General features: G+C 49.0%; 19 protein-coding genes and 1 rRNA gene. 18 read left to right on the top strand and 2 right to left on the bottom strand.

All coding sequences use genetic code 11. The annotated features are described in order from the left end of the window. Positions 1 to 84: 84 nt before the first annotated feature. The 3 genes from E6W40_RS28330 to E6W40_RS28320 are packed head-to-tail and all read left to right on the top strand — an operon-like array spanning position 85 to position 4,097. Positions 85 to 738, top strand: coding sequence for a DUF6483 family protein (locus E6W40_RS28330; protein ID WP_136609066.1), 654 nt, complete (start codon positions 85 to 87; stop codon positions 736 to 738). Between the two features lie 38 nt (positions 739 to 776). After that, positions 777 to 1,949: a class I SAM-dependent methyltransferase gene (locus E6W40_RS28325; protein ID WP_136608972.1), complete on the top strand. Its 1,173-nt coding sequence runs from the start codon at positions 777 to 779 to the stop codon at positions 1,947 to 1,949. A gap of 24 nt (positions 1,950 to 1,973) precedes the next feature. Further along, the gene (locus E6W40_RS28320) at positions 1,974 to 4,097 is read left to right on the top strand and encodes an O-antigen ligase family protein (protein WP_136608971.1); all 2,124 of its coding nucleotides are present in this window, start codon (positions 1,974 to 1,976) and stop codon (positions 4,095 to 4,097) included. A 71-nt stretch (positions 4,098 to 4,168) separates the two neighbouring features. Here the strand turns inward: E6W40_RS28320 and E6W40_RS28315 are convergent, their stop codons facing one another. After that, the gene (locus tag E6W40_RS28315; protein WP_136608970.1) at positions 4,169 to 4,480 is read right to left on the bottom strand and encodes a hypothetical protein; all 312 of its coding nucleotides are present in this window, start codon (positions 4,478 to 4,480) and stop codon (positions 4,169 to 4,171) included. Between the two features lie 154 nt (positions 4,481 to 4,634). On the opposite strand from E6W40_RS28315, the gene uptA reads away from it, so the two are divergent. From uptA to E6W40_RS28250, 13 genes are all read left to right on the top strand, one after another. Further along, positions 4,635 to 5,249 (top strand): undecaprenyl phosphate transporter UptA, encoded by a 615-nt coding sequence (gene uptA, locus E6W40_RS28310; protein WP_136608969.1) that lies wholly within the window; start codon positions 4,635 to 4,637, stop codon positions 5,247 to 5,249. Then, positions 5,250 to 5,816: a thioredoxin family protein gene (locus tag E6W40_RS28305; RefSeq protein ID WP_136608968.1), complete on the top strand. Its 567-nt coding sequence runs from the start codon at positions 5,250 to 5,252 to the stop codon at positions 5,814 to 5,816. Between the two features lie 6 nt (positions 5,817 to 5,822). After that, a complete protein-coding gene (locus E6W40_RS28300; RefSeq protein WP_136608967.1) occupies positions 5,823 to 6,449 on the top strand; it encodes an MBL fold metallo-hydrolase in 627 nt (208 codons plus the stop codon). 341 nt (positions 6,450 to 6,790) lie between these two features. Then, positions 6,791 to 7,168: a protein kinase family protein gene (locus E6W40_RS28295; RefSeq protein ID WP_136608966.1), complete on the top strand. Its 378-nt coding sequence runs from the start codon at positions 6,791 to 6,793 to the stop codon at positions 7,166 to 7,168. A 148-nt stretch (positions 7,169 to 7,316) separates the two neighbouring features. Beyond that, the gene (gatC, locus tag E6W40_RS28290) at positions 7,317 to 7,604 is read left to right on the top strand and encodes an Asp-tRNA(Asn)/Glu-tRNA(Gln) amidotransferase subunit GatC (RefSeq protein WP_136608965.1); all 288 of its coding nucleotides are present in this window, start codon (positions 7,317 to 7,319) and stop codon (positions 7,602 to 7,604) included. 31 nt (positions 7,605 to 7,635) lie between these two features. Then, positions 7,636 to 9,093 (top strand): Asp-tRNA(Asn)/Glu-tRNA(Gln) amidotransferase subunit GatA, encoded by a 1,458-nt coding sequence (gatA, locus tag E6W40_RS28285; protein ID WP_136608964.1) that lies wholly within the window; start codon positions 7,636 to 7,638, stop codon positions 9,091 to 9,093. A gap of 30 nt (positions 9,094 to 9,123) precedes the next feature. Further along, positions 9,124 to 10,563, top strand: coding sequence for an Asp-tRNA(Asn)/Glu-tRNA(Gln) amidotransferase subunit GatB (gene gatB / locus E6W40_RS28280; protein ID WP_136608963.1), 1,440 nt, complete (start codon positions 9,124 to 9,126; stop codon positions 10,561 to 10,563). Positions 10,564 to 10,680: 117 nt separating this feature from the next. Then, on the top strand, positions 10,681 to 11,163 hold the full coding sequence (locus tag E6W40_RS28275) for a GNAT family N-acetyltransferase (RefSeq protein ID WP_136608962.1): 483 nt from the start codon (positions 10,681 to 10,683) through the stop codon (positions 11,161 to 11,163). Positions 11,164 to 11,208: 45 nt separating this feature from the next. Beyond that, positions 11,209 to 11,922, top strand: coding sequence for an MgtC/SapB family protein (locus E6W40_RS28270; RefSeq protein ID WP_136608961.1), 714 nt, complete (start codon positions 11,209 to 11,211; stop codon positions 11,920 to 11,922). Positions 11,923 to 12,174: 252 nt separating this feature from the next. Next, positions 12,175 to 12,804, top strand: coding sequence for a hypothetical protein (locus tag E6W40_RS28265; RefSeq protein ID WP_136608960.1), 630 nt, complete (start codon positions 12,175 to 12,177; stop codon positions 12,802 to 12,804). Positions 12,805 to 12,849: 45 nt separating this feature from the next. Beyond that, complete coding sequence (locus E6W40_RS28260) at positions 12,850 to 14,118, top strand: DUF4097 family beta strand repeat-containing protein (protein WP_136608959.1); 1,269 nt, start codon at positions 12,850 to 12,852, stop codon at positions 14,116 to 14,118. Between the two features lie 121 nt (positions 14,119 to 14,239). Continuing rightward, positions 14,240 to 14,665, top strand: a complete 426-nt coding sequence (locus E6W40_RS28255; protein ID WP_136608958.1) for a Fur family transcriptional regulator — start codon at positions 14,240 to 14,242, stop codon at positions 14,663 to 14,665. A gap of 162 nt (positions 14,666 to 14,827) precedes the next feature. Beyond that, positions 14,828 to 16,540, top strand: a complete 1,713-nt coding sequence (locus E6W40_RS28250; protein WP_246073240.1) for a glycosyl hydrolase family 18 protein — start codon at positions 14,828 to 14,830, stop codon at positions 16,538 to 16,540. A 71-nt stretch (positions 16,541 to 16,611) separates the two neighbouring features. Here the strand turns inward: E6W40_RS28250 and E6W40_RS28245 are convergent, their stop codons facing one another. Next, positions 16,612 to 17,016, bottom strand: a complete 405-nt coding sequence (locus E6W40_RS28245) for a YgzB family protein (RefSeq protein WP_136608957.1) — start codon at positions 17,014 to 17,016, stop codon at positions 16,612 to 16,614. 120 nt (positions 17,017 to 17,136) lie between these two features. On the opposite strand from E6W40_RS28245, the gene E6W40_RS28240 reads away from it, so the two are divergent. After that, positions 17,137 to 18,015: a nucleotidyltransferase-like protein gene (locus E6W40_RS28240; RefSeq protein ID WP_168929089.1), complete on the top strand. Its 879-nt coding sequence runs from the start codon at positions 17,137 to 17,139 to the stop codon at positions 18,013 to 18,015. A 508-nt stretch (positions 18,016 to 18,523) separates the two neighbouring features. Then, positions 18,524 to 18,583 (top strand): 16S ribosomal RNA (locus E6W40_RS28235); the annotation flags it as partial.

The following is an 18,583-nucleotide window of genomic DNA, read 5'->3' as shown; positions in this document are numbered from 1 at the left end:
GCCGAATGGCTTACAATCAGTTAGAACAATAGCCCTACCTGAATGATTCACAGCATTTTGCATGGGAGAGGACTGAGACGCATTATGTTCCGGAAAGACTATATACTGCAGATGGTGGAAGACATGGTTGAAATGGTGGGGAAGGTATTCGGACTGAAGCAGCAGAAAAAATACGCTGAGGCTTTATGGGAAATCGATGATCTGCTAAGCAAAGATTTCCGTCTGAACTCCAAGCTTTTGAATTCCCTGTCCGTCGAGGATATGATAGATATGTTTCGTCTGGGCGGCGCAATCGAGGCTGACAAACTGCAGAGCATCGCAAGACTTCTTGAAGAAGAAGGCGGCGTGTACCTTGATATGGGCTACAAGGATGAAGGACTGACGCGATTGATGAAGTCGCTGCATCTGTATCTTTATGCCGATCTTCATGGTGCCGACCATTCGATGTTGAAGCTGCCGGATCGCGTGACCGATTTGAAGGAACAGCTTAAAGGCTACAGGCTTCCGGCAAAAACGGACAAACTGCTGCTAGGCTATGAAGAGGAACAGGGACATTACGATGAAGCGGAGAATGCATTATTCCGTCTTTTGGACCAACATGAAATGACTGAAGAAGAGGGCTTGACCTTCTATCAAAGACTTCTAATGCGAAGCGATGACGAACTTAAGGCAGGCGGCCTTCCCCGCACTGAGGTGGAAGAAGGCGTGGAAGAGCTGCAGCGGAAAGTGAAGGGTTAGCTTCGCCTTGAATATATGAGAAAGTGAGATGTACTCTCTTGGAATCTTTACGCAAACTCATCCATGACATAACGGAAGAAACAACATTGATTACGGCAACACTCAGCCAGCTTCGCAAGCGGGAAGGCGTGCCTTATACCAAGGTTCAAATCAAACCTGTGGAGCTGAAGAAAAAAATACATTACCAGTTCGCATATGTTCATCCGAATAAGGTTGTCCATCAAAATATTCCGGCGGAGGAAGCGGAAGAAGCGATTATGCAGCTGTTCGAGCAAACCTTCCGCCAGGGAATGATCTGCACACCGGATGCTGACTATCAAATTCTGATCAGCAAGAAATATAAAGTGTCTATTCTCACCAAATCACCTTCCAAAACAAGTACGGATCTGGCGCATAACCGCAAAAAGCAGTATGTCTTGGAGGAAGGTCATCCCATATCATTCCTTGTCGAGCTGGGCATCATGAATGAGCAGGGCAAGGTGCTTGCACGAAAATATGACAAGTTCAAACAGATCAACCGTTTCCTTGAGATGGTGGAGGATGTACTTCCTTCATTGCCGGAAGGCCGGCCAATCACGATTGTCGACTTCGGCTGCGGGAAATCCTATCTGACCTTTGCGCTGTATCATTACTTGACCATTCAGGAACGCAGAACGCTGAACGTTGTGGGACTGGATCTTAAAGCAGATGTCATCGAACACTGCAATCAACTGGCCGACAGGCTGAATTACAGCAACCTCCGCTTTCTTGTCGGGGATATTGCCGACTACAACGAACTGGAACAGGTTGATATGGTTGTCACGCTGCATGCCTGCGATACGGCTACGGACGCTGCCTTGGAGAAAGCGATACGCTGGGACGCCTCCGTTATTCTCTCGGTTCCCTGCTGCCAGCATGAGCTGTTCGCTCAGATCGATAGTCCGGTAATGGAGCCGCTGCTGTCTCATGGCATATTGAAGGAGCGCTTTTCTGCGCTGGCAACGGACGGCATCCGTGCCAAGCTGCTGGACATTCTCGGATACAAAACCCAGCTGCTTGAGTTTATTGATCTGGAGCATACTCCGAAAAATATTCTCATCAGGGCGGTCAAAGGACAAAGCGGCCGCAAAGAGGAGTTATGGCGCGAGTATACAGAGTTCCGTGATTTCTTGAACGCTAAACCGTATCTGGAAAAAGCATGTGCGGATCTGCTGCCCGCCGATTCGGAATGATTTTAAGATGATAGGAGGCAGAGCGTGAAACGTTGGGTTCAGAGAATGGGAGAGGCCGCACTCATTGCTGCGCTACTGGTTTCTTGTCTGAAATCCGGCTTTTATTTTACGGTGGATATGTATCCGGTTTGGATCGGATTCGGTCTGCTTTGCTTCCTTATGGGTACCTTTGCTCTGATGCTGCGTGTTATTATACGTTCAGAGAAAAGGGTTTTTCCGGAAGCCACATTCTCTTTACCCGAGTTCATGCTGCTGGTTAGTCCTTTTTTGCTGATGACCGTCTATGCCGTACACTGGTTGCTGGGATCACTATCCGTTCAGGGGAGTGTAAACCAGCTGCTGAGATGGGGGCTCTACGGTCTTTTTGCTGTATCTGCATTTGTCATTGCGCGGCGGCAAGGAGGTAGAGCTGTTTTGGCAGCGGCTTGGCATACAGCAGGAGGACTGCTGTGTGTCTCGGCGCTGCTGTCTGTCTATGGCATTCTTCATCTGCCGTACGCCATTGCGTATACGGCAAACCCGGGGATTAGTGCCACGGGGGCAAGGCTCGCCGGTCTTCTCGAATATCCAAACACGTTTGGCATGCTGATGGCCGCTTTCCTGCTGGAGCGGCTATTTGCGATGCCCGGTTCATTCCGGCTTAAGGAACCAGCCGGAATGAACCGTTTGCTGCGGGGCGCACTCCCGCTGCTCCCCTATGCCGCCGCGCTCCTCCTCAGCGAGTCGCGCGGCGCTTGGCTCGCGGCCGGCTTAGCCATGGCCGCCGGCCTGGTCCTGGAGCGGCGGCGCAGCCTGGCGCCGCTGCTCCTTGCGGCCGCGCCCCTAGCCGGCGCGGCGCTGCTGTACCGCCAGCTGGCATCCGCCATGCTGGCACCGCAGCCTTGGCCTGGCCTGCTCACGCTGGCCGTGGTGTGGGCCGGCAGCATGCTGGCCGGCCTGGTGCTTTACCGCCTCGCGCAAAGCAGCGTGGCGGCGGGGCTTCGCCGCCTGGCTTGGGCGGCAGGCGGCATCCTTGCGGCCGTAGGTGCGGCCGCGGTGTTTCTGGCGGCGCAGGAGCGCATCGTCAGAAACTTCAGCACGGTCTCCGCGCGGGGCGCCATATACCGCGACGCTTGGCGGCTGTTCTGGCACTCGCCCTGGTTTGGACATGGCGGAGAGACATGGCGGCTTTCCTATCGCGCCGTGCAGTCGAATCCCTATGTAGGCAGCCAGGTGCACAGTGGCTATCTCGACATGCTGCTGAATACAGGTATCATCGGAACGGCATTTCTGTTTATGCTGCTTGGCGCGGCAGGGTGGCTTCTGTACCGCAGCCGGCGCGAGCTTCTGCCGGTATTTGCTGTATTTGTCATGCACAGTGCTGCGGATATTGATTGGAGCTTCGGCCTTGTATGGCTTTTGATGTTTCTGCTTGTGGCATGGGGACAATCATTTAGCGCAGTGGAGCCTGATCAGGCTTTACAAGTACAAACGGGCAGGGAAGTGTCAGCTGTAAAACACCATTTCGGCTTCGCGTTCAGAATGGGTCCAGTTTCGCGTAGATTGCTGATTTTGTTTTGGCTCGGTATAAGCGGAGGAGGTGTGTTCCTTGCCCTGCGGGGAGAAGTAGGATATCGGCTGTATCAGGAGGCGCTCTATGAGCCATCGAGGGCAGAAGCTGTAATACTTCTACAATCCTCACTCCGATGGAATCCGGCGGATGCCGGTACTGCGCTTGATTTGGCCCGGAGGTTGTCTCCAACGGCTGCTGAGATGATCCTGCAGCGCAGCCTGTCCTACACGCCGGGGCATCCCGCTTTGATCTTTGCGCTCGCGGACAATGCAGTCAAACGGGGGGATGCCCGCGCCGCGGCGTACTGGACCGAGGCGGGCTTCAGCCGGGACAAGTACAACGCGGGCGAGCAGACGAAAAGCCTGGAGCGGCTGCTGAGGCTCGCCAAGAGCAAGCTTTCGGCCGGCAACGTGAAGGAAGCACGCAGGATCGTGCAGGCCGGGCTTGCGCTCTATAACGAATATGCCCACAGGGCCTCAGATCATCGCGGGGCGCTCTTACGCAATGACCGCGATTTCCGCTTGACCCGCGAGGCGAAAGAGTGGGGCAGCCAGCTGGCACGCCTTGAACAATCGATCCCTGATCCAATCCCATAGAGGCTTCTGTAATATGGGGCTTTCGGCTGCTCCCCGGATAATATTTTCATTCTGTGCTGCCCGAATCATACTCACCCGCCAAAGGCTTCTCGAAAAGCCTTTCCCAAATGAGCTTCCTCTACCTTCCAAAGCTCGGCTAGCTCGGCGAGAACGGCTTTAACCCACCAATCGCAAAGCAGTTTTCGGTTGCTGCGGTTTTCATGGATCCAGATCAGATTTTCAATGACTTTCCGGTAGTAGAGCGATTCTCCTTCACGGACAGACTCGTCTGGGATATAGACCTTTAGCCGTTTGACCGTACGGTAGAGTTCTTTATTGCAGGCTCTGCGTATGCCGCGGGCCGAGGGCAGCGGGGCTTGTTTTTTCTGTGAAATCGGCGGCATTTGAACGACCTCCTTTATTCCACACCATATGCTTGAGGCTCTGATGAGGACACCCGCCCTGAGCAATTGGGCGCAAGTAGAAGTCATGTCCGCTCCTGTGCTAGAATAGATTTTGGATAGGAACGAAAAAGTACATACAGAAAGAGGGGCCAGGGTGCATTTTATATCGGATATCATCAGTCAATTGTTTCATTGGATTCAAAGTCTGGGTTATTTCGGAATCATGCTGGGCTTGATGATTGAAGTTATTCCCAGCGAAATTGTACTGGCTTATGGGGGTTTCTTGGTATCCTCCGGGCATATCAACTTTTTGGGCGCCGTGTTGTTCGGAATCGTAGGCGGCGTAATTGCGCAGCTGTTCGTCTATTGGATTGGTCGCTATGGCGGCAGACCTGTGCTTGAGAAGTACGGAAAATACATTTTTATTCATAAGAAGCATATCGATTATGCGGAAGAGTGGTTTAACAAATACGGTACGGGCGTGATTTTCACTGCGCGGTTTATTCCGGTAGTCCGTCATGCCATTTCGATCCCGGCTGGAATATCCAAGATGAACGTATGGCGGTTTATTACGCTTACGACACTCGCAATTATTCCTTGGTCCGTATTGTTTGTATATCTTGGCTATATTCTGGGTGATCAGTGGGAGCATGTGGATGAAAAGGCAGGACCCTATATCACTCCGATATTACTCATTGCGCTTGCGCTTTTAATTATTTATTTTGTAATCAAAATGGTGAAAGCAAGATCCAGAAAGGGGACGAAATAAATGGCAGTAAATTTGGCAGACAAGCTGGATACGGGGATTTCCCCGCAGCAGTTTATGGACGGAATGCAGAAGAACCAGGATGAGTTCAAGTCCGGGTATGAACAGTTTACATGGGAAAATGAAAGCGACCGCGAGTTTTTTGAAAGCTTAAAGTTCAGAGACGATTTGCGCGTGCTGCTACTGGCCGCTGACTGGTGCGGCGATGTGGTCCGTAATGTGCCGGTTGTATTCCACGCGCTGGAGACCGCTGAAATTCCAACCGAGGTATTGATCCTTGAAGAAAACTTCGATGTGATGGACCAGTTCCTGACCATGGGCGGCCGCAGCGTGCCTGTGGTGATTTTTACGGACACAGGCGGCTATGTGCTTGGCAAGTGGGGACCGCGTCCAGACCATGTCCAGCAGATTATGGTCCGGTTCAAGCAGGAGAATCCCGACCGTGAGGCTTCAGATTACCAGGAGAAGATGGCCGTATGCCGGAAGGAACTGATTGCAGCTTATGGGGAAGGAACCGATCATCATGCCGTTATCATCAAGGAACTGCGTGAACTGATTTCGGGATTTTGATCGTTTATGCTGAATATACAAACCTTCTGTCTTGGCCCACTCCAGACGAATGCTTACCTGCTTACAGGAGCGGACCCCGGCCGTGCGGTGATTATTGATCCGGGGATGAATCCCGGTTCCCTGATCAAAAAAATACAGCCGCTTGAGATTGAAGCCATCCTGCTGACCCATGCCCATTTCGACCATATGGGGGGCGTGGATGAAATTCGGAAGCTGAAGAACTGTCCGGTCTATCTGCATGATCTTGAAGCGGATTGGCTTGAAAACCCGAAGCTGAACGGATCGCAGAATTGGCCGCAGGCTTCTCCTCCGCTCATGACAGCTCCTGCCGAGTACAGTCTCGATGAAGGGCAGAAGCTGGAGCTTATCGGCCATACCTTTACGGTATATCACACCCCTGGCCATTCGCCGGGTAGTGTCAGCTTCCTTTGTGGGGATGATCTTTTCTCGGGCGATGTCTTGTTTAAACTAGGCGTCGGCAGAACAGATCTCTACGGAGGAAGAGAGCGTGATCTGCTTGATTCTATTCAGAACAAGCTCTTTACTTTTAAGGATGAGGTTAAGGTGTACCCAGGGCATGGTCCAAAGACCACAATCGGATATGAACGTGTCCATAATCCTTATATTTCCTGAGTGAATCCCCGTAATGATTTGTTTTCTCGACAGAAATCGGGAAAAAAGGATGGACAAGCGGTAACAGCCTTGATACAATAATGCTAATTTAATGCTACATTTACTTTCGCGAAGCACGCAAGCTGTGGATGAATCCCGGTTTGCGTTCTTTTTATTCTATTGCTCCACTGTGGCGTTTTTTTTATTTGCGACATATTCTGATTTTTCCGGATCTATCAAATTCTAGGTACCGGGATCATGGATTTGTGTCTTTTTGCTTAGTTTTCTATGTGTTTCCGTAGACAGGCCTATTTTTTTTTAGTAGACTATACAGACAATGACAGACATCTAGGAGGTTGACGATGCTGCAACTAGGGGAAAAGATTGTAATCGTCTCGGACGCCTTTGAGCAGAACCTTCCTATAGGGGAATACGGTTATCTGATTGCCTATGACCGGAATCCGGATAATGCGTTTGATTATGTGATCCGGATACCTAAGATTAACCGGAACTTTTTCGTGCCAGCGGATGATGTACAGCCGGAAGAGCTGCTCATTCAACATGAAGTGGAGATGACCACGCGGGAAGCGCTGATCGATTACGCCCTTGCGACATATAACGAGAAGCTGTTTCATCAAGTTATGAACGGTGAACTCGAGCAGGAAGAAGAAGAGATTGCACCTGAGGTGCTTTCACAGGCGGAATTTATCAAGCAAGTTAATTTGCGAGCCTGGATTTAGAAGAGTCGGCCTAGCGCCGGCTCTTTTTTGTTATTTGTAAGCTTGCAGCCATGGATTGAATTGTCACAGGTTCTACAATATAATTAGAAACGTTATCCTGAGGCTTTAATCCTTTAAACATAAGAAGGAATAAGGAGGAATTAGAATTATGAGCATCACCAATAAAGACGTTCAGCATGTGGCCAAGCTTGCCCGGCTTAATTTGAGTTCGGATGAAGAACAGATGTTTACCGAGCAGCTGAAAGCTATTTTACAATATGCCGAAAAATTGAATGAACTTGATACGGATGGTATCGAACCGACAACCCATGTACTCCCAGTCAGCAATGTGATGCGTGAGGACGTGGAGCGTGAAAGTTTGCCGATCGAGAAGGTTATGGCGAACGCACCGGAAGAAGAAGACGGACAATTTAAAGTTCCGGCTGTACTTGAATAGAATGTTTTTGAGATGAAAGGAGGAGCGGCAATTGAGCCTGTTAAATCAAAACCTGAAAGAGATACATAGCAAGCTCCATGATAAGGAGCTATCCGTACTGGAGCTTGTTGAAGACACATTTCGTGTTATTTCCGAGCGCGATGCCCGCGTCGGAGCTTATCTGACTCTGAATGAAGAGGGTGCGAAAAGTGCTGCACGCCGCCTGGATGACAAGTTGTCAGCTGGTGAGCAGCGCGGATTGTTATTCGGCCTTCCCGCCGCAATCAAGGACAACATCGTGACGGAGGGGATCCGCACAACCTGTGCCAGTCAATTCCTCTCCAATTTCAACCCGGTTTATGATGCTACCGTTGTGCACAAGCTCCGTGATGCGGATGCAGTAACCATCGGAAAACTGAACATGGACGAATTTGCAATGGGTGGTTCCAACGAGAATTCAAGCTTCCATCCCGTGCATAATCCATGGGATCTCGAACGTGTACCCGGCGGCTCCAGCGGCGGTTCTGCGGCTTCGGTAGCTGCAGGCGAGGCCTATTTTGCCCTTGGTTCGGATACCGGCGGTTCCATCCGCCAGCCAGCCTCTTACTGCGGTGTTGTAGGCTTGAAACCAACCTACGGTCTAGTTTCCCGTTTCGGTCTGGTTGCATTTGCTTCTTCGCTGGATCAAATCGGTCCGGTTACGAAAAATGTAGAGGATGCTGCCTATGTTCTGCAGGCGATTGCCGGTTATGATCATATGGACTCAACCTCTGCCAACGTGGAAGTGCCGGATTATCTGAGCGCACTGAACGGAGATGTGAAAGGACTGCGTGTTGCGGTTCCTAAGGAATATATGGGAGAAGGCGTCGATGCGGCTGTCAAAGAGAATGTACAAGCAGCCCTGAAAGTGCTGGAAGGCATGGGTGCTGTGATCGAAGAGGTATCACTACCCAATACGGAATATGCGGTGGCCGCTTACTATCTGCTGGCATCTTCCGAGGCATCCTCAAACCTCGCACGTTTTGACGGAGTGCGTTATGGCGTACGTGCAGGACAGTCCGGAAACCTGCTGGATCTGTATCTCGAATCCCGCAGCCAAGGTTTTGGTCCTGAAGTAAAACGCCGGATTATGCTTGGCACTTATGCTCTAAGCTCCGGCTATTATGACGCTTTTTATCTGAAAGCTCAGAAGGCACGCACCCTGATCAAGCGTGATTTCGATCAGGTGTTTGAAAAATATGATGTGATCGTCGGACCAACGGCGCCAACAACAGCATTTAAGCTGGGAGCGCAGGTAGATGATCCGCTGACCATGTATCTGAACGATATTTTGACCATTCCGGTAAGCCTTGCGGGTGTTCCGGCGATCAGCATACCTTGTGGTTTTGCGGAAGGCCTTCCTGTCGGATTACAAATTATCGGCAAAGCCTTTGATGAAGCAACGGTGCTGCGCGTGGCTCAGGCCTTCGAACAAAACACCGAATATCATAAACAGCGGCCAAACCTGTAGAATCGGCTGGAAAAGGAGGGAACGTAAAACATGTCATCATCAAAATACGAAACTGTGATTGGACTCGAAGTCCACGTTGAACTGCGCACCCATTCCAAAATCTTTTGCGGCTGTTCAACCGAGTTCGGCGCTCCGCCCAATACTCACACTTGTCCGATTTGCCTGGGGCATCCCGGTGTTTTGCCGGTTCTGAACAAACAGGCCGTGGAGTACGCGATCAAGGCAGCGATGGCCATTAACTGCGAAATTGCAGATGTCAGCAAATTTGACCGCAAAAACTATTTTTATCCCGATTCACCGAAAGCTTATCAAATCTCCCAGTTCGATCAGCCTATCGGGCTGAACGGATGGATCGACATAGAAATCGACGGTAAAACCAAACGGATCGGTATTACCCGTCTCCATCTTGAGGAAGATGCGGGCAAGCTGACGCATGTCGACGGAGGATATGCATCACTAGTGGACTTTAACCGTGTCGGAACGCCACTCGTGGAAATCGTCTCGGAGCCTGATATTTCTTCTCCTGAAGAAGCCCGTGCTTACTTGGAGAAGCTTCGCGCCATTATGCAGTACTGTGAAGTGTCGGATGTGAAAATGGAAGAGGGCTCCATGCGCTGCGATGCGAATATCAGTATCCGTCCCTACGAACAGAAGGAACTAGGGACACGCGCCGAGCTGAAAAACATGAACTCCTTCCGCGGGGTGCTGAAGGGCCTTGAGTATGAAGAATACCGGCAGGCTGAAATTCTGGATGACGGTGGTGTTGTCGTACAGGAAACACGCCGCTGGGATGAATCGCAGGGGAAAACTCTTTCGATGCGCGGCAAGGAAGAAGCGCATGATTACCGCTATTTCCCGGACCCGGATCTGGTTAAGGTATACATTGATGAGGAATGGAAGGACCGCATCCGTGAGACGATACCCGAGCTGCCGGATGCCCGCAAAGAGCGCTACACCGCTGAATACGGTCTGCCAAGCTATGATGCGGAGGTTATTACTTCCTCCAAACCACTTGCAGATTTGTTCGAGGACAGTCTGAAATATACGAAGGACGCTAAAACCGTATCCAACTGGATGATGGGCGAGCTCCTCGGCTATCTGAACAGCAGCAACCTGGAACTCTCGGAAGTGAAACTTACCGGGCAGGGACTGGGTGAGATGATTGGCCTTATTGAAAAGGGAACAATCAGCACGAAAATTGCCAAAACCGTCTTCAAGGAAATGCTCGAAAGCGGCAAGCTTCCACAGCAAATCGTTGAGGAGAAGGGCTTGGTTCAAATCAGTGATGAGGGTGCGATTAAAGCAATCGTTGAACAGGTGGTTGCTGCCAATCCGCAATCCGTAGAGGATTACAAAGCAGGTAAGCAAAAAGCCATCGGATTCCTGGTGGGCCAAGTGATGAAAGAGAGTAGAGGCAAAGCCAATCCGGCGATGGTTAACAATTTGCTGGAAGAAGTGCTCGCTCAGTAAGCAAGAGGTACGGGTCTTGGGGCTTGTCCACCGGACAGGCCCTTTTTATATGTGGTTATTTTGCGTTCAATGGTCTTTTTTTGAATTACTGCGTATAGCTTGAAAAGGGGGAAGCCTATGATCACCAAGCTTTCATTGCAGGACAACGACATGGTGGATCAAATTTGGCGGCTGCAGCATATCGCCTACCGGTTAGAAGCTGAAAAAATCGGGTTTTATGATATTCCTCCGCTGCTGGATACCCATGAGACGCTGAAAAATTGCGGCGAAATTTTTTATGGTTGTTTAACGGAGGATGGAGAACTCATCGGAGCAGTTGCGACTCAAAAGGAAGCGCCGGATTCACTGACACTGATGCGGATGATGGTTCATCCGGATCATTTCCGCAAAGGGATTGCCGGGAATCTGATTCGTCATGTGCTGGATGACCACGCCGACATTCCGCTGTTTATTGTGTCAACGGGTGCCAAGAATGAACCGGCAGTGGCCTTGTATCTAAAATTTGGATTCATACCTTTCGATACGTTTGAGGTCGCCCCGGGCGTTGAGCTCACGACATTTCACAGGCAAGCGGAAAAGTCCACTTCATTATGGAAGTAACCCTGCCTTAAGGCTGCAGATTGCATAATAGGGAGAGATATGCTTTTGGCGGATCCATGGTATATAGATAATGTGCATATTTTGCTGCGACTGCTGCTGTCTGTTTTGCTGGGCGGACTCGTAGGATTGGAGCGGGAACGCTCCAATCATGCAGCTGGACTCCGAACTCACATTTTGGTTTGTATGGGGTCAACTTTAATCATCATGCTGTCCATTTACGGTTTTTCTGAATTTGTACATGAGGTTAACATTCGTATTGATCCCGCGAGATTGGCTTCGGCCGTCATTACGGGTGTTGGATTTTTGGGAGCCGGGACGATTTTGTTTACGGGGAAATCGATTACCGGACTGACAACTGCCGCTTCTGTGTGGGTCATTGCAGCAGTCGGACTCTCCATTGGCGCAGGTTTTTATTTCGCTTCCATCGCGGCGACATTTCTGATCCTGCTCACCCTCGTTGTGTTCAATAAACTAGAGCAGCGTTATATTCGCGGCAGCAAGCTTCATCTGGTGACGATTTATGCGATCTCTGCTCCTGGACTGCTGGAATCCATATCCGGCTTGCTTGAGGGGGAAGACATCACTGTGAAAAGGGCCGTAGTCAATGAACGGAGCAACGCGGCGTATGGTGAGCTTCAGCCGCCTTCAACCACGATGGAGATATCATTGAATGTACTGAGTAAACGAGCCTTTGACCCGCTTATGCTGACATCCCGTATCCGTAAGCTTGAAGGGATTTCCATGGTCTCAATCGATTAGAGTGATATCCGAAAACTCCCGGAAAATCGGGGGTTTTTTTGTTTGGAAAGGACGAACATCCAGATATTTACCTGTTATTGTCCACATCATATAGGGTACTATCTAAATAAAATGAACTAAAGAAAAGATAAAGCAACCCTTTTTAAAGAGATACAAGATGGGGGAAGTCGACAAATAAATTTTATTTAAGATTATATAAAAAGTAAGCGTAAGCCGATCGATTCATTTTTGAGAGGGAAAGGAGCTGGGAGGATGCACAGCGTCAAACGAACGGGCGGAACGGACAAAGCGGCAAAGAGTGATCACAACAAGCGCAGAGAGAAAGATGCTGAAGTCCGCACCCGGCGTCTGTTTTCCCGAAAAAGAAAATTCACTGCCGGATTATTGGCTGCCTTATGCCCGGGTCTGGGTCATATTTATCTTGGTTTATATCGTAAAGGCATTGCTTTTATTTTTACTTTGCTTCTGGATGCTTCGGCGCTCCTGTACTTCTCGTCCATCGGCATACAGATCAATGTACCTTTACTGATCTTGCTGGCTTTGGTTATTCCGGTGGCCTATTTTTATAATGTGTATGATGTGCTTCAAGCAGCAGATTATGTCATTTATCGCAGAGTAAAAACATCCAGTCAGACAGACATTGAAGAACCGGCTGCATACCGAAATCCTTTTACTGTAGAACGGAGCGCTTTTTTTGGAATTATGCTGATCATTGGCGGAGCAATGATGTTTGCTTTTTATCAAAAGCCTCGCTGGCTGCAGTTTTATATGGAACACTACGGTAAAATCACGGTTTCCATCGTATTGATTGCGGCAGGTCTCTGGGCAGGAACCCGTGAAATCTGGATTCTTTGGAGACAACGCCGTTCCGAAAAGATTTAAACAAGAGAGGGATGATCATATTCGCAAGGTGAACGGGGGGATATCATGAATCGCAAACGGAGAATGAGGGTGGGGAGGTTTACAGCCGTCCTGCTGCTTGTAGCAACAGGAGTGCTTCTTCTTGATGATGCGCTGCATGGTACCGAACATTTGCTGCTGCTGCTGAAATGGTGGCCGCTCATAGCTGTGCTTTGGGGATTGGAATCCGTGGTGCTGTATCTGGTGTCGCGGAAGCCGAAGGGGACGGGCCGTCGTTTCCAGCTCGATCTGCGCGGTATCCTGCTGGCTGTCGTTTTGTCGGCATCTGTGTTTATCGTGACGGAACAGAAGCACTATTTGCATCTATGGAATAAGGTGAGCTTGAATCTGACTGCAGCGGGTGTGGATTACGGCGAGCAGGAAGGAAACAGCGTTGCCAAGGATATGATTGCCTATCCGGTAACCATGGAGACCAAAAATATCAATGTGGACAACATTAATGGAGATATAATCGTGCAGCGCGGACCCGTGACGGATATCGGGGTGCAGGCGGAAATCTGGGTCGATCAAATTACAGGCCCGGAGGCTGAAGTAATCGGAAGAGAGTCAGCCCTGGAAGTCAGCGGTGACAGTACGATTACGATTCAGACCAAAGGCAAGTCCTACGGGCAATCCGGAAAAAGACAGCCGAGGATGGAGCTGACGATCACGCTGCCGGAGGATCGGCGATTCGATCTATCCTTGCGGACCATGAATGGGAGTATCAGCCTGCAGCATGTGGACGCCATTAAGCAGATTTCAATGGAGACAGCGAGTGGTGAACTGAAGCTGGATCATGTATCCGGGGATATTAAAGGCAGTACGCTAAACGGAAAAGTCAGCGCCTTCAATGTCATAGGATCGATTGACCTCAACACGAACCAGGGAAATATGCAAGCTGTTGATATTTCAGATGCCGCTACACTCACAACCCAGGTGGGGAATCTATCCATCATCCGGGCGCTGGGGAAAATTGATGCCCGTACTAAAAACGGGAATATTTATGTGGATGAGATCCGTTCCGAACTCAAGGCAGAATCACTGAATGGCGGTATAACCGCACGTTCCAGCCTTGTAGCGGGCAACTGGGATATATATAGTGCGGTAGGTGAGCTGACAGTCAGCCTCCCTGAAACGGGAAGCTATAACCTGGACGGTACGATCAGCTATGGCGATATTCGCAACCAATTCCCGGAATTTACGGTGGATAAAAAGAATATAACGGGTACAATAGGTCTTGGAGAATACACGGTTCATATTGAAGGCAACAGTGATCTGAAAGTGAATAAGTATTGAATCGATATCTTTTCGAATTCCAAGTTTTTTCAAGAGGCGGCCTTTCGTTGACAAAGTTGAAACGATGAACGTAAAATAAAGTAATAAGAAATTTTGCTTAAATAATAAGGCGGTGGGTAAGATGGCTACGCGAGTCGAGCATGCATTGGAACAATTGAAAACGAGTGGTGTTCGGATTACGCCCCAGCGTCATGCGATACTGGCTTATCTCATGGATTCCATGAGTCATCCGACTGCGGATGAGATCTATCGTGCGCTCGAGCCTAAATTTCCGAGCATGAGTGTAGCAACTGTATATAATAATTTGAAGATGCTGATTGAAGCCGGAATGGTTCATGAGCTGACCTATGGAGATAATTCAAGCCGTTTTGATGCGAATGTGTCTGATCACTTTCATGTCATTTGTCAGAAATGCGGTAAGATTGAGGATTTCAGTTATCCTTCCCTGGAGGATGTGGAGCACACGGCTGAGAAGAGCACGGGCTTTCAGATTCAGGGGCTGCGTATGGAATTGTACGGGATTTGCAGCAGTTGCAAAAATAAGTAAAGCATCCGTTTCATGCGGTCTGTTTTGATAAAACGTGCGGATTCCTGTAATGGACTCCTCGCGTTTTTTTGCTTAAGAGTTAAGAATGCATGGAACCGAAAAAATTTGCATCCTAAATATCGCAAGGAAAAATGACACAATACGATAACGGAGGATTTGCTTTTGACTAGAAGAAGACGCAGGCACCGTTCCACGGCAAAAAGGCGTTTTGCCATCGTGCTGGGATTGTGTTTGATCGTGGCCGGTGCATATATAACAGTAACCCAGGTTCTTCCGAATCCATTGCATGAGAAGCCGGATTGGAAGGGGCTGGACAAGCCCATTTTTGTAAAAGGAAAACTGCTTGACCAGTCTGCCGCCGGTTCCGGTGAACAGCTGAAGCTGCCGCTCCCTGTCCTTCAGGAGGCAGTAGATCCGAATATTCGTTATGAAAAGGGTACACAGTCGCTGATTCTCACGACACCTGTGCAAGTCATGCATTTGCAGACAGGAGAGACGGAAGCACGATTGAATAACAAGCAGGTACAGCTGCGGTTTGCGCCAGAAGAAAAGAATAGCCTGCTGTATATGCCGGTTCAGCCGCTTAAGGAGCTATATGGCATAGCCATTCACGAGGATTCGGATACAGGTGCTGTGCTGTTGATGAAAGCCGGAGACACCATACAGATGGGCAGGGTTAACGGGGCAGCGGATTCCAAAACATCTCTTCGCAAGGGCCCGTCCAAGCATGAACCTATTTTGGCAGACATGCCTGGCGGCACATCCATTAGAGTCTGGGAAACCGATGAATCATGGTATTTTGTACAAATGGATAACGGATATGCCGGTTATGTGCCAAAGTCTAAGGTGACGCTGGGCGAAAGGAAAACGGTGGATGCAGTACCGCAGCAGCCTACTCAGGCGGAACGCAGCTGGAAAGGCAAGCCGGTGAATTTGGCGTGGGAAGCTGTTTATCAGAAAAAGCCGGATCCTTCAGTGATTGATAAGCTATCCGGGGTAAACGTGGTTAGTCCTACATGGTTTAGCATCATAGATGGCGAGGGGAATGTTCGCAGCAATGCGGATACCGCCTATGTCACGAAAGCCCATGCCCGAGGGATGGAGGTATGGGGGCTTTTAAACAACAGCTTCGACCCTGACCTGACCACAAGCGCGATGGCTACCTACGAAACGAGATTAAATACGATTAACCAGACGCTGCAGTTCGCGAAAATGTATCATTTGGACGGCATCAATTTGGATTTTGAAAATGTGAAAACCAAAGACGGTGAAAACGTATCGCAGTTTGTCCGTGAGCTGAAACCGCTCGCCCGGGCCGCGGGATTGATTGTATCAGTCGATGTTACCCCGAAGTCAGGTAGTGAAATGTGGTCGCGTTTTTTGGACCGGCGCTCGCTTGGAGAAACGGCGGACTTTATAGTATTGATGGCATACGATGAGCACTGGGCAGCCAGCCCGAAAGCCGGATCCGTCTCATCCCTGCCTTGGTCGGAAGCAGCTGTCCGCAAGATACTGGAGGAGGATGCGGTTCCTTCCGAGAAGCTCATTTTGGCTGTGCCGCTGTATACCCGGATCTGGTCCGAGGAACTTAAGGACGGGAAAACGAAGGTTTCATCGAAGGCGGTTGGTATGAAAACCGTAAATGATATTCTTACCGAAAAGAAGCTGAAACCGAAGTATCTGGAGGATGTTAAACAAAACTATGTCGAGTATACCGAGGACGGCGTAGTGAAGAAGATATGGATTGAAGATAAGACTTCTCTTAAGGAAAGAGTAAAGCTGGCGAAGGAGCTTAATTTGGGCGGAGTTGCCGCATGGACCCGCAGCTTTGGGACAGAAGAAGCTTGGAACGTGCTCAAAGATATTTCATCTTAATGCATACTGCACTCATACGGAACAAAAGAACCGGTCATCCTTTAAAAGGTGACCGGTTCTTTTTTGATTGCCTAGTGATGATGAGTTACCGACTGCGGAGCGGGTTGTGTTTCCTGAAGCTTCTGGGCTTCCTCCAGTTCATCATCTGTAATGTTCGCCTGTTGAATATCTGTTGTCAGAATGGTTCGACAGAACATGCAGCGGTCTGTCTTCCCGAGCAATTTCGTCGGTTTATGACATTCCGGACATTCGATTGATTTAACGCTGGTGGAGAGCATTCCAGCCCAAAAATAAATACCGAGGCTGCCCATCATGGAAATGAGTCCAATGACGAGACCAATGGCCGCTACGATTTTTCCGGCTTGTCCCCAGAAGACAATTCCTGCCGTGCCGAGGACCATAAGTCCCATGCCAATCATCGTAAGCAGCAGACCCCAAGTGCGGAAGGCATTGATTTTTGCTGTTTTAAAGATCATGGATTACTAGCTCCTATCATCAATTAGTTGTATTCGAAAAAGAAGGAACTTACATGGACATGTAGAAGTATATTATAACTGAATTGGCTGCTTTTCGCCAAGGAATGCATGGAGGGAGACATGGATTTGTCCAATTTGTCTTTTTTTTATGGAGAGTCGGTTGATGTCGATGCCATAGGTACTATTGTTTATCGTCAGGAAGCCCATAAATTTGATGGATCTTTGCTTCATGACTTCGATTTCATCGTTCTTGTTGTCCATGAAGAGCAGGAAGAGGAATTGACTGTTGAGCATACGCTGATTGGCGATCTGCCTTGTCAGGTGCTTCATGTCACGACTGAATCGCTTCAATGCTGGCTTATTGCAGGTGAGAAGGGGGATTTGGTCCGCTGTTTTATGGAAGGTGAACTTGTCCAGGACCATGGTGACAGACTGGCTATGCTGCGCCGGGAGTATATAGAATTTGAACAACCACTTCGGGATCGTAAAATGCTGTACGAGTTTTCGCAGTTCCTTTGCATTTATGTTGAGGCCAAGCGCAATATGCAGTCCGGCTACGTCATTGATGCATATCAATGTGTTCTGGACTCGTTGAAACACTGGGCTAGAATTGAGCTCATTGAACGTGGTGTCCTGCCTGATAAGGCCGTTTGGGAGCAAGTGAAAGAGCTGAATACGGCTATTCATAAGCTATATGAGGAATTGACCCAGAGTACGGAAACCATCCAGCAGCGTGTCGAACTGGTGCTGCTTGCTTGTGAATTCTCTGTTATGTCAAAAATGGCCGAATGCTCCGTCCTTCTGCTGCAGATATTGAGAAGCAGACCTAAACCATGGAGCATTGAAGAACTGATTCATCATCCGGAACTGATTATGGTGAGAAATGAACTGCCTCTGGTCATGCGCAAACTGGTCAACAGATCATTAGTGAAGGAAACCGTCGGGTGGTCGGAGTTTTCCGGTTATGGGAGTCAAGGGATACGATATACCGCTGGGTAGCTCCGTGTTAAATGCAGCACAAACAAAAGGGAAGGACACCTTCCCTTTTAATGTATAGATGCGGTATTTCAGGGTAACGTATAGAGGTTGCGGTAACTTTCAATTTAAGGTTGACTCTGTGTTGTTTTATGTGTTAAATTATAACTCGCCCCATTAAACCTCTGATTTTTTCGAAACTGAGGATTCGACAAGCTCGAAAGTTGAGCTGAAAAAAAGCTCGAAAAAAAGTGCTTGACGAAATGATGGTCAGCGTGATATATTATAAGAGTTGCTGCTGATACAAAATGTTGAAGCGGAAACGAGAAAGAATTTGATCTTTGAAAACTGAACAACGAGTGAGATACAGGCTTTGCTTGCAAAGCCGAAACGCGAGATCATCGGGTTCAAGACTTCTTGTCTGAATCGATGATTGAGCACAAATGAGATTAACATTAATGAATATTTTGATTAGCATTGCTTAATTCAAAATTTCATTACATCTCGTCAGTTTCAAAATGAGCTATCAACTTTCTTGGAGAGTTTGATCCTGGCTCAGGACGAACGCTGGCGGCGTGCCTAATACATGCAA

Origin of the sequence: Paenibacillus dokdonensis (assembly GCF_004916975.1) — a bacterium.
In the GTDB taxonomy this organism is placed as follows: domain Bacteria; phylum Bacillota; class Bacilli; order Paenibacillales; family Paenibacillaceae; genus Paenibacillus_AQ; species Paenibacillus_AQ dokdonensis.
The sequence above is the reverse complement of the archived record's forward strand: the minus strand, read 5'-3'. Positions and strand labels throughout refer to the sequence as shown.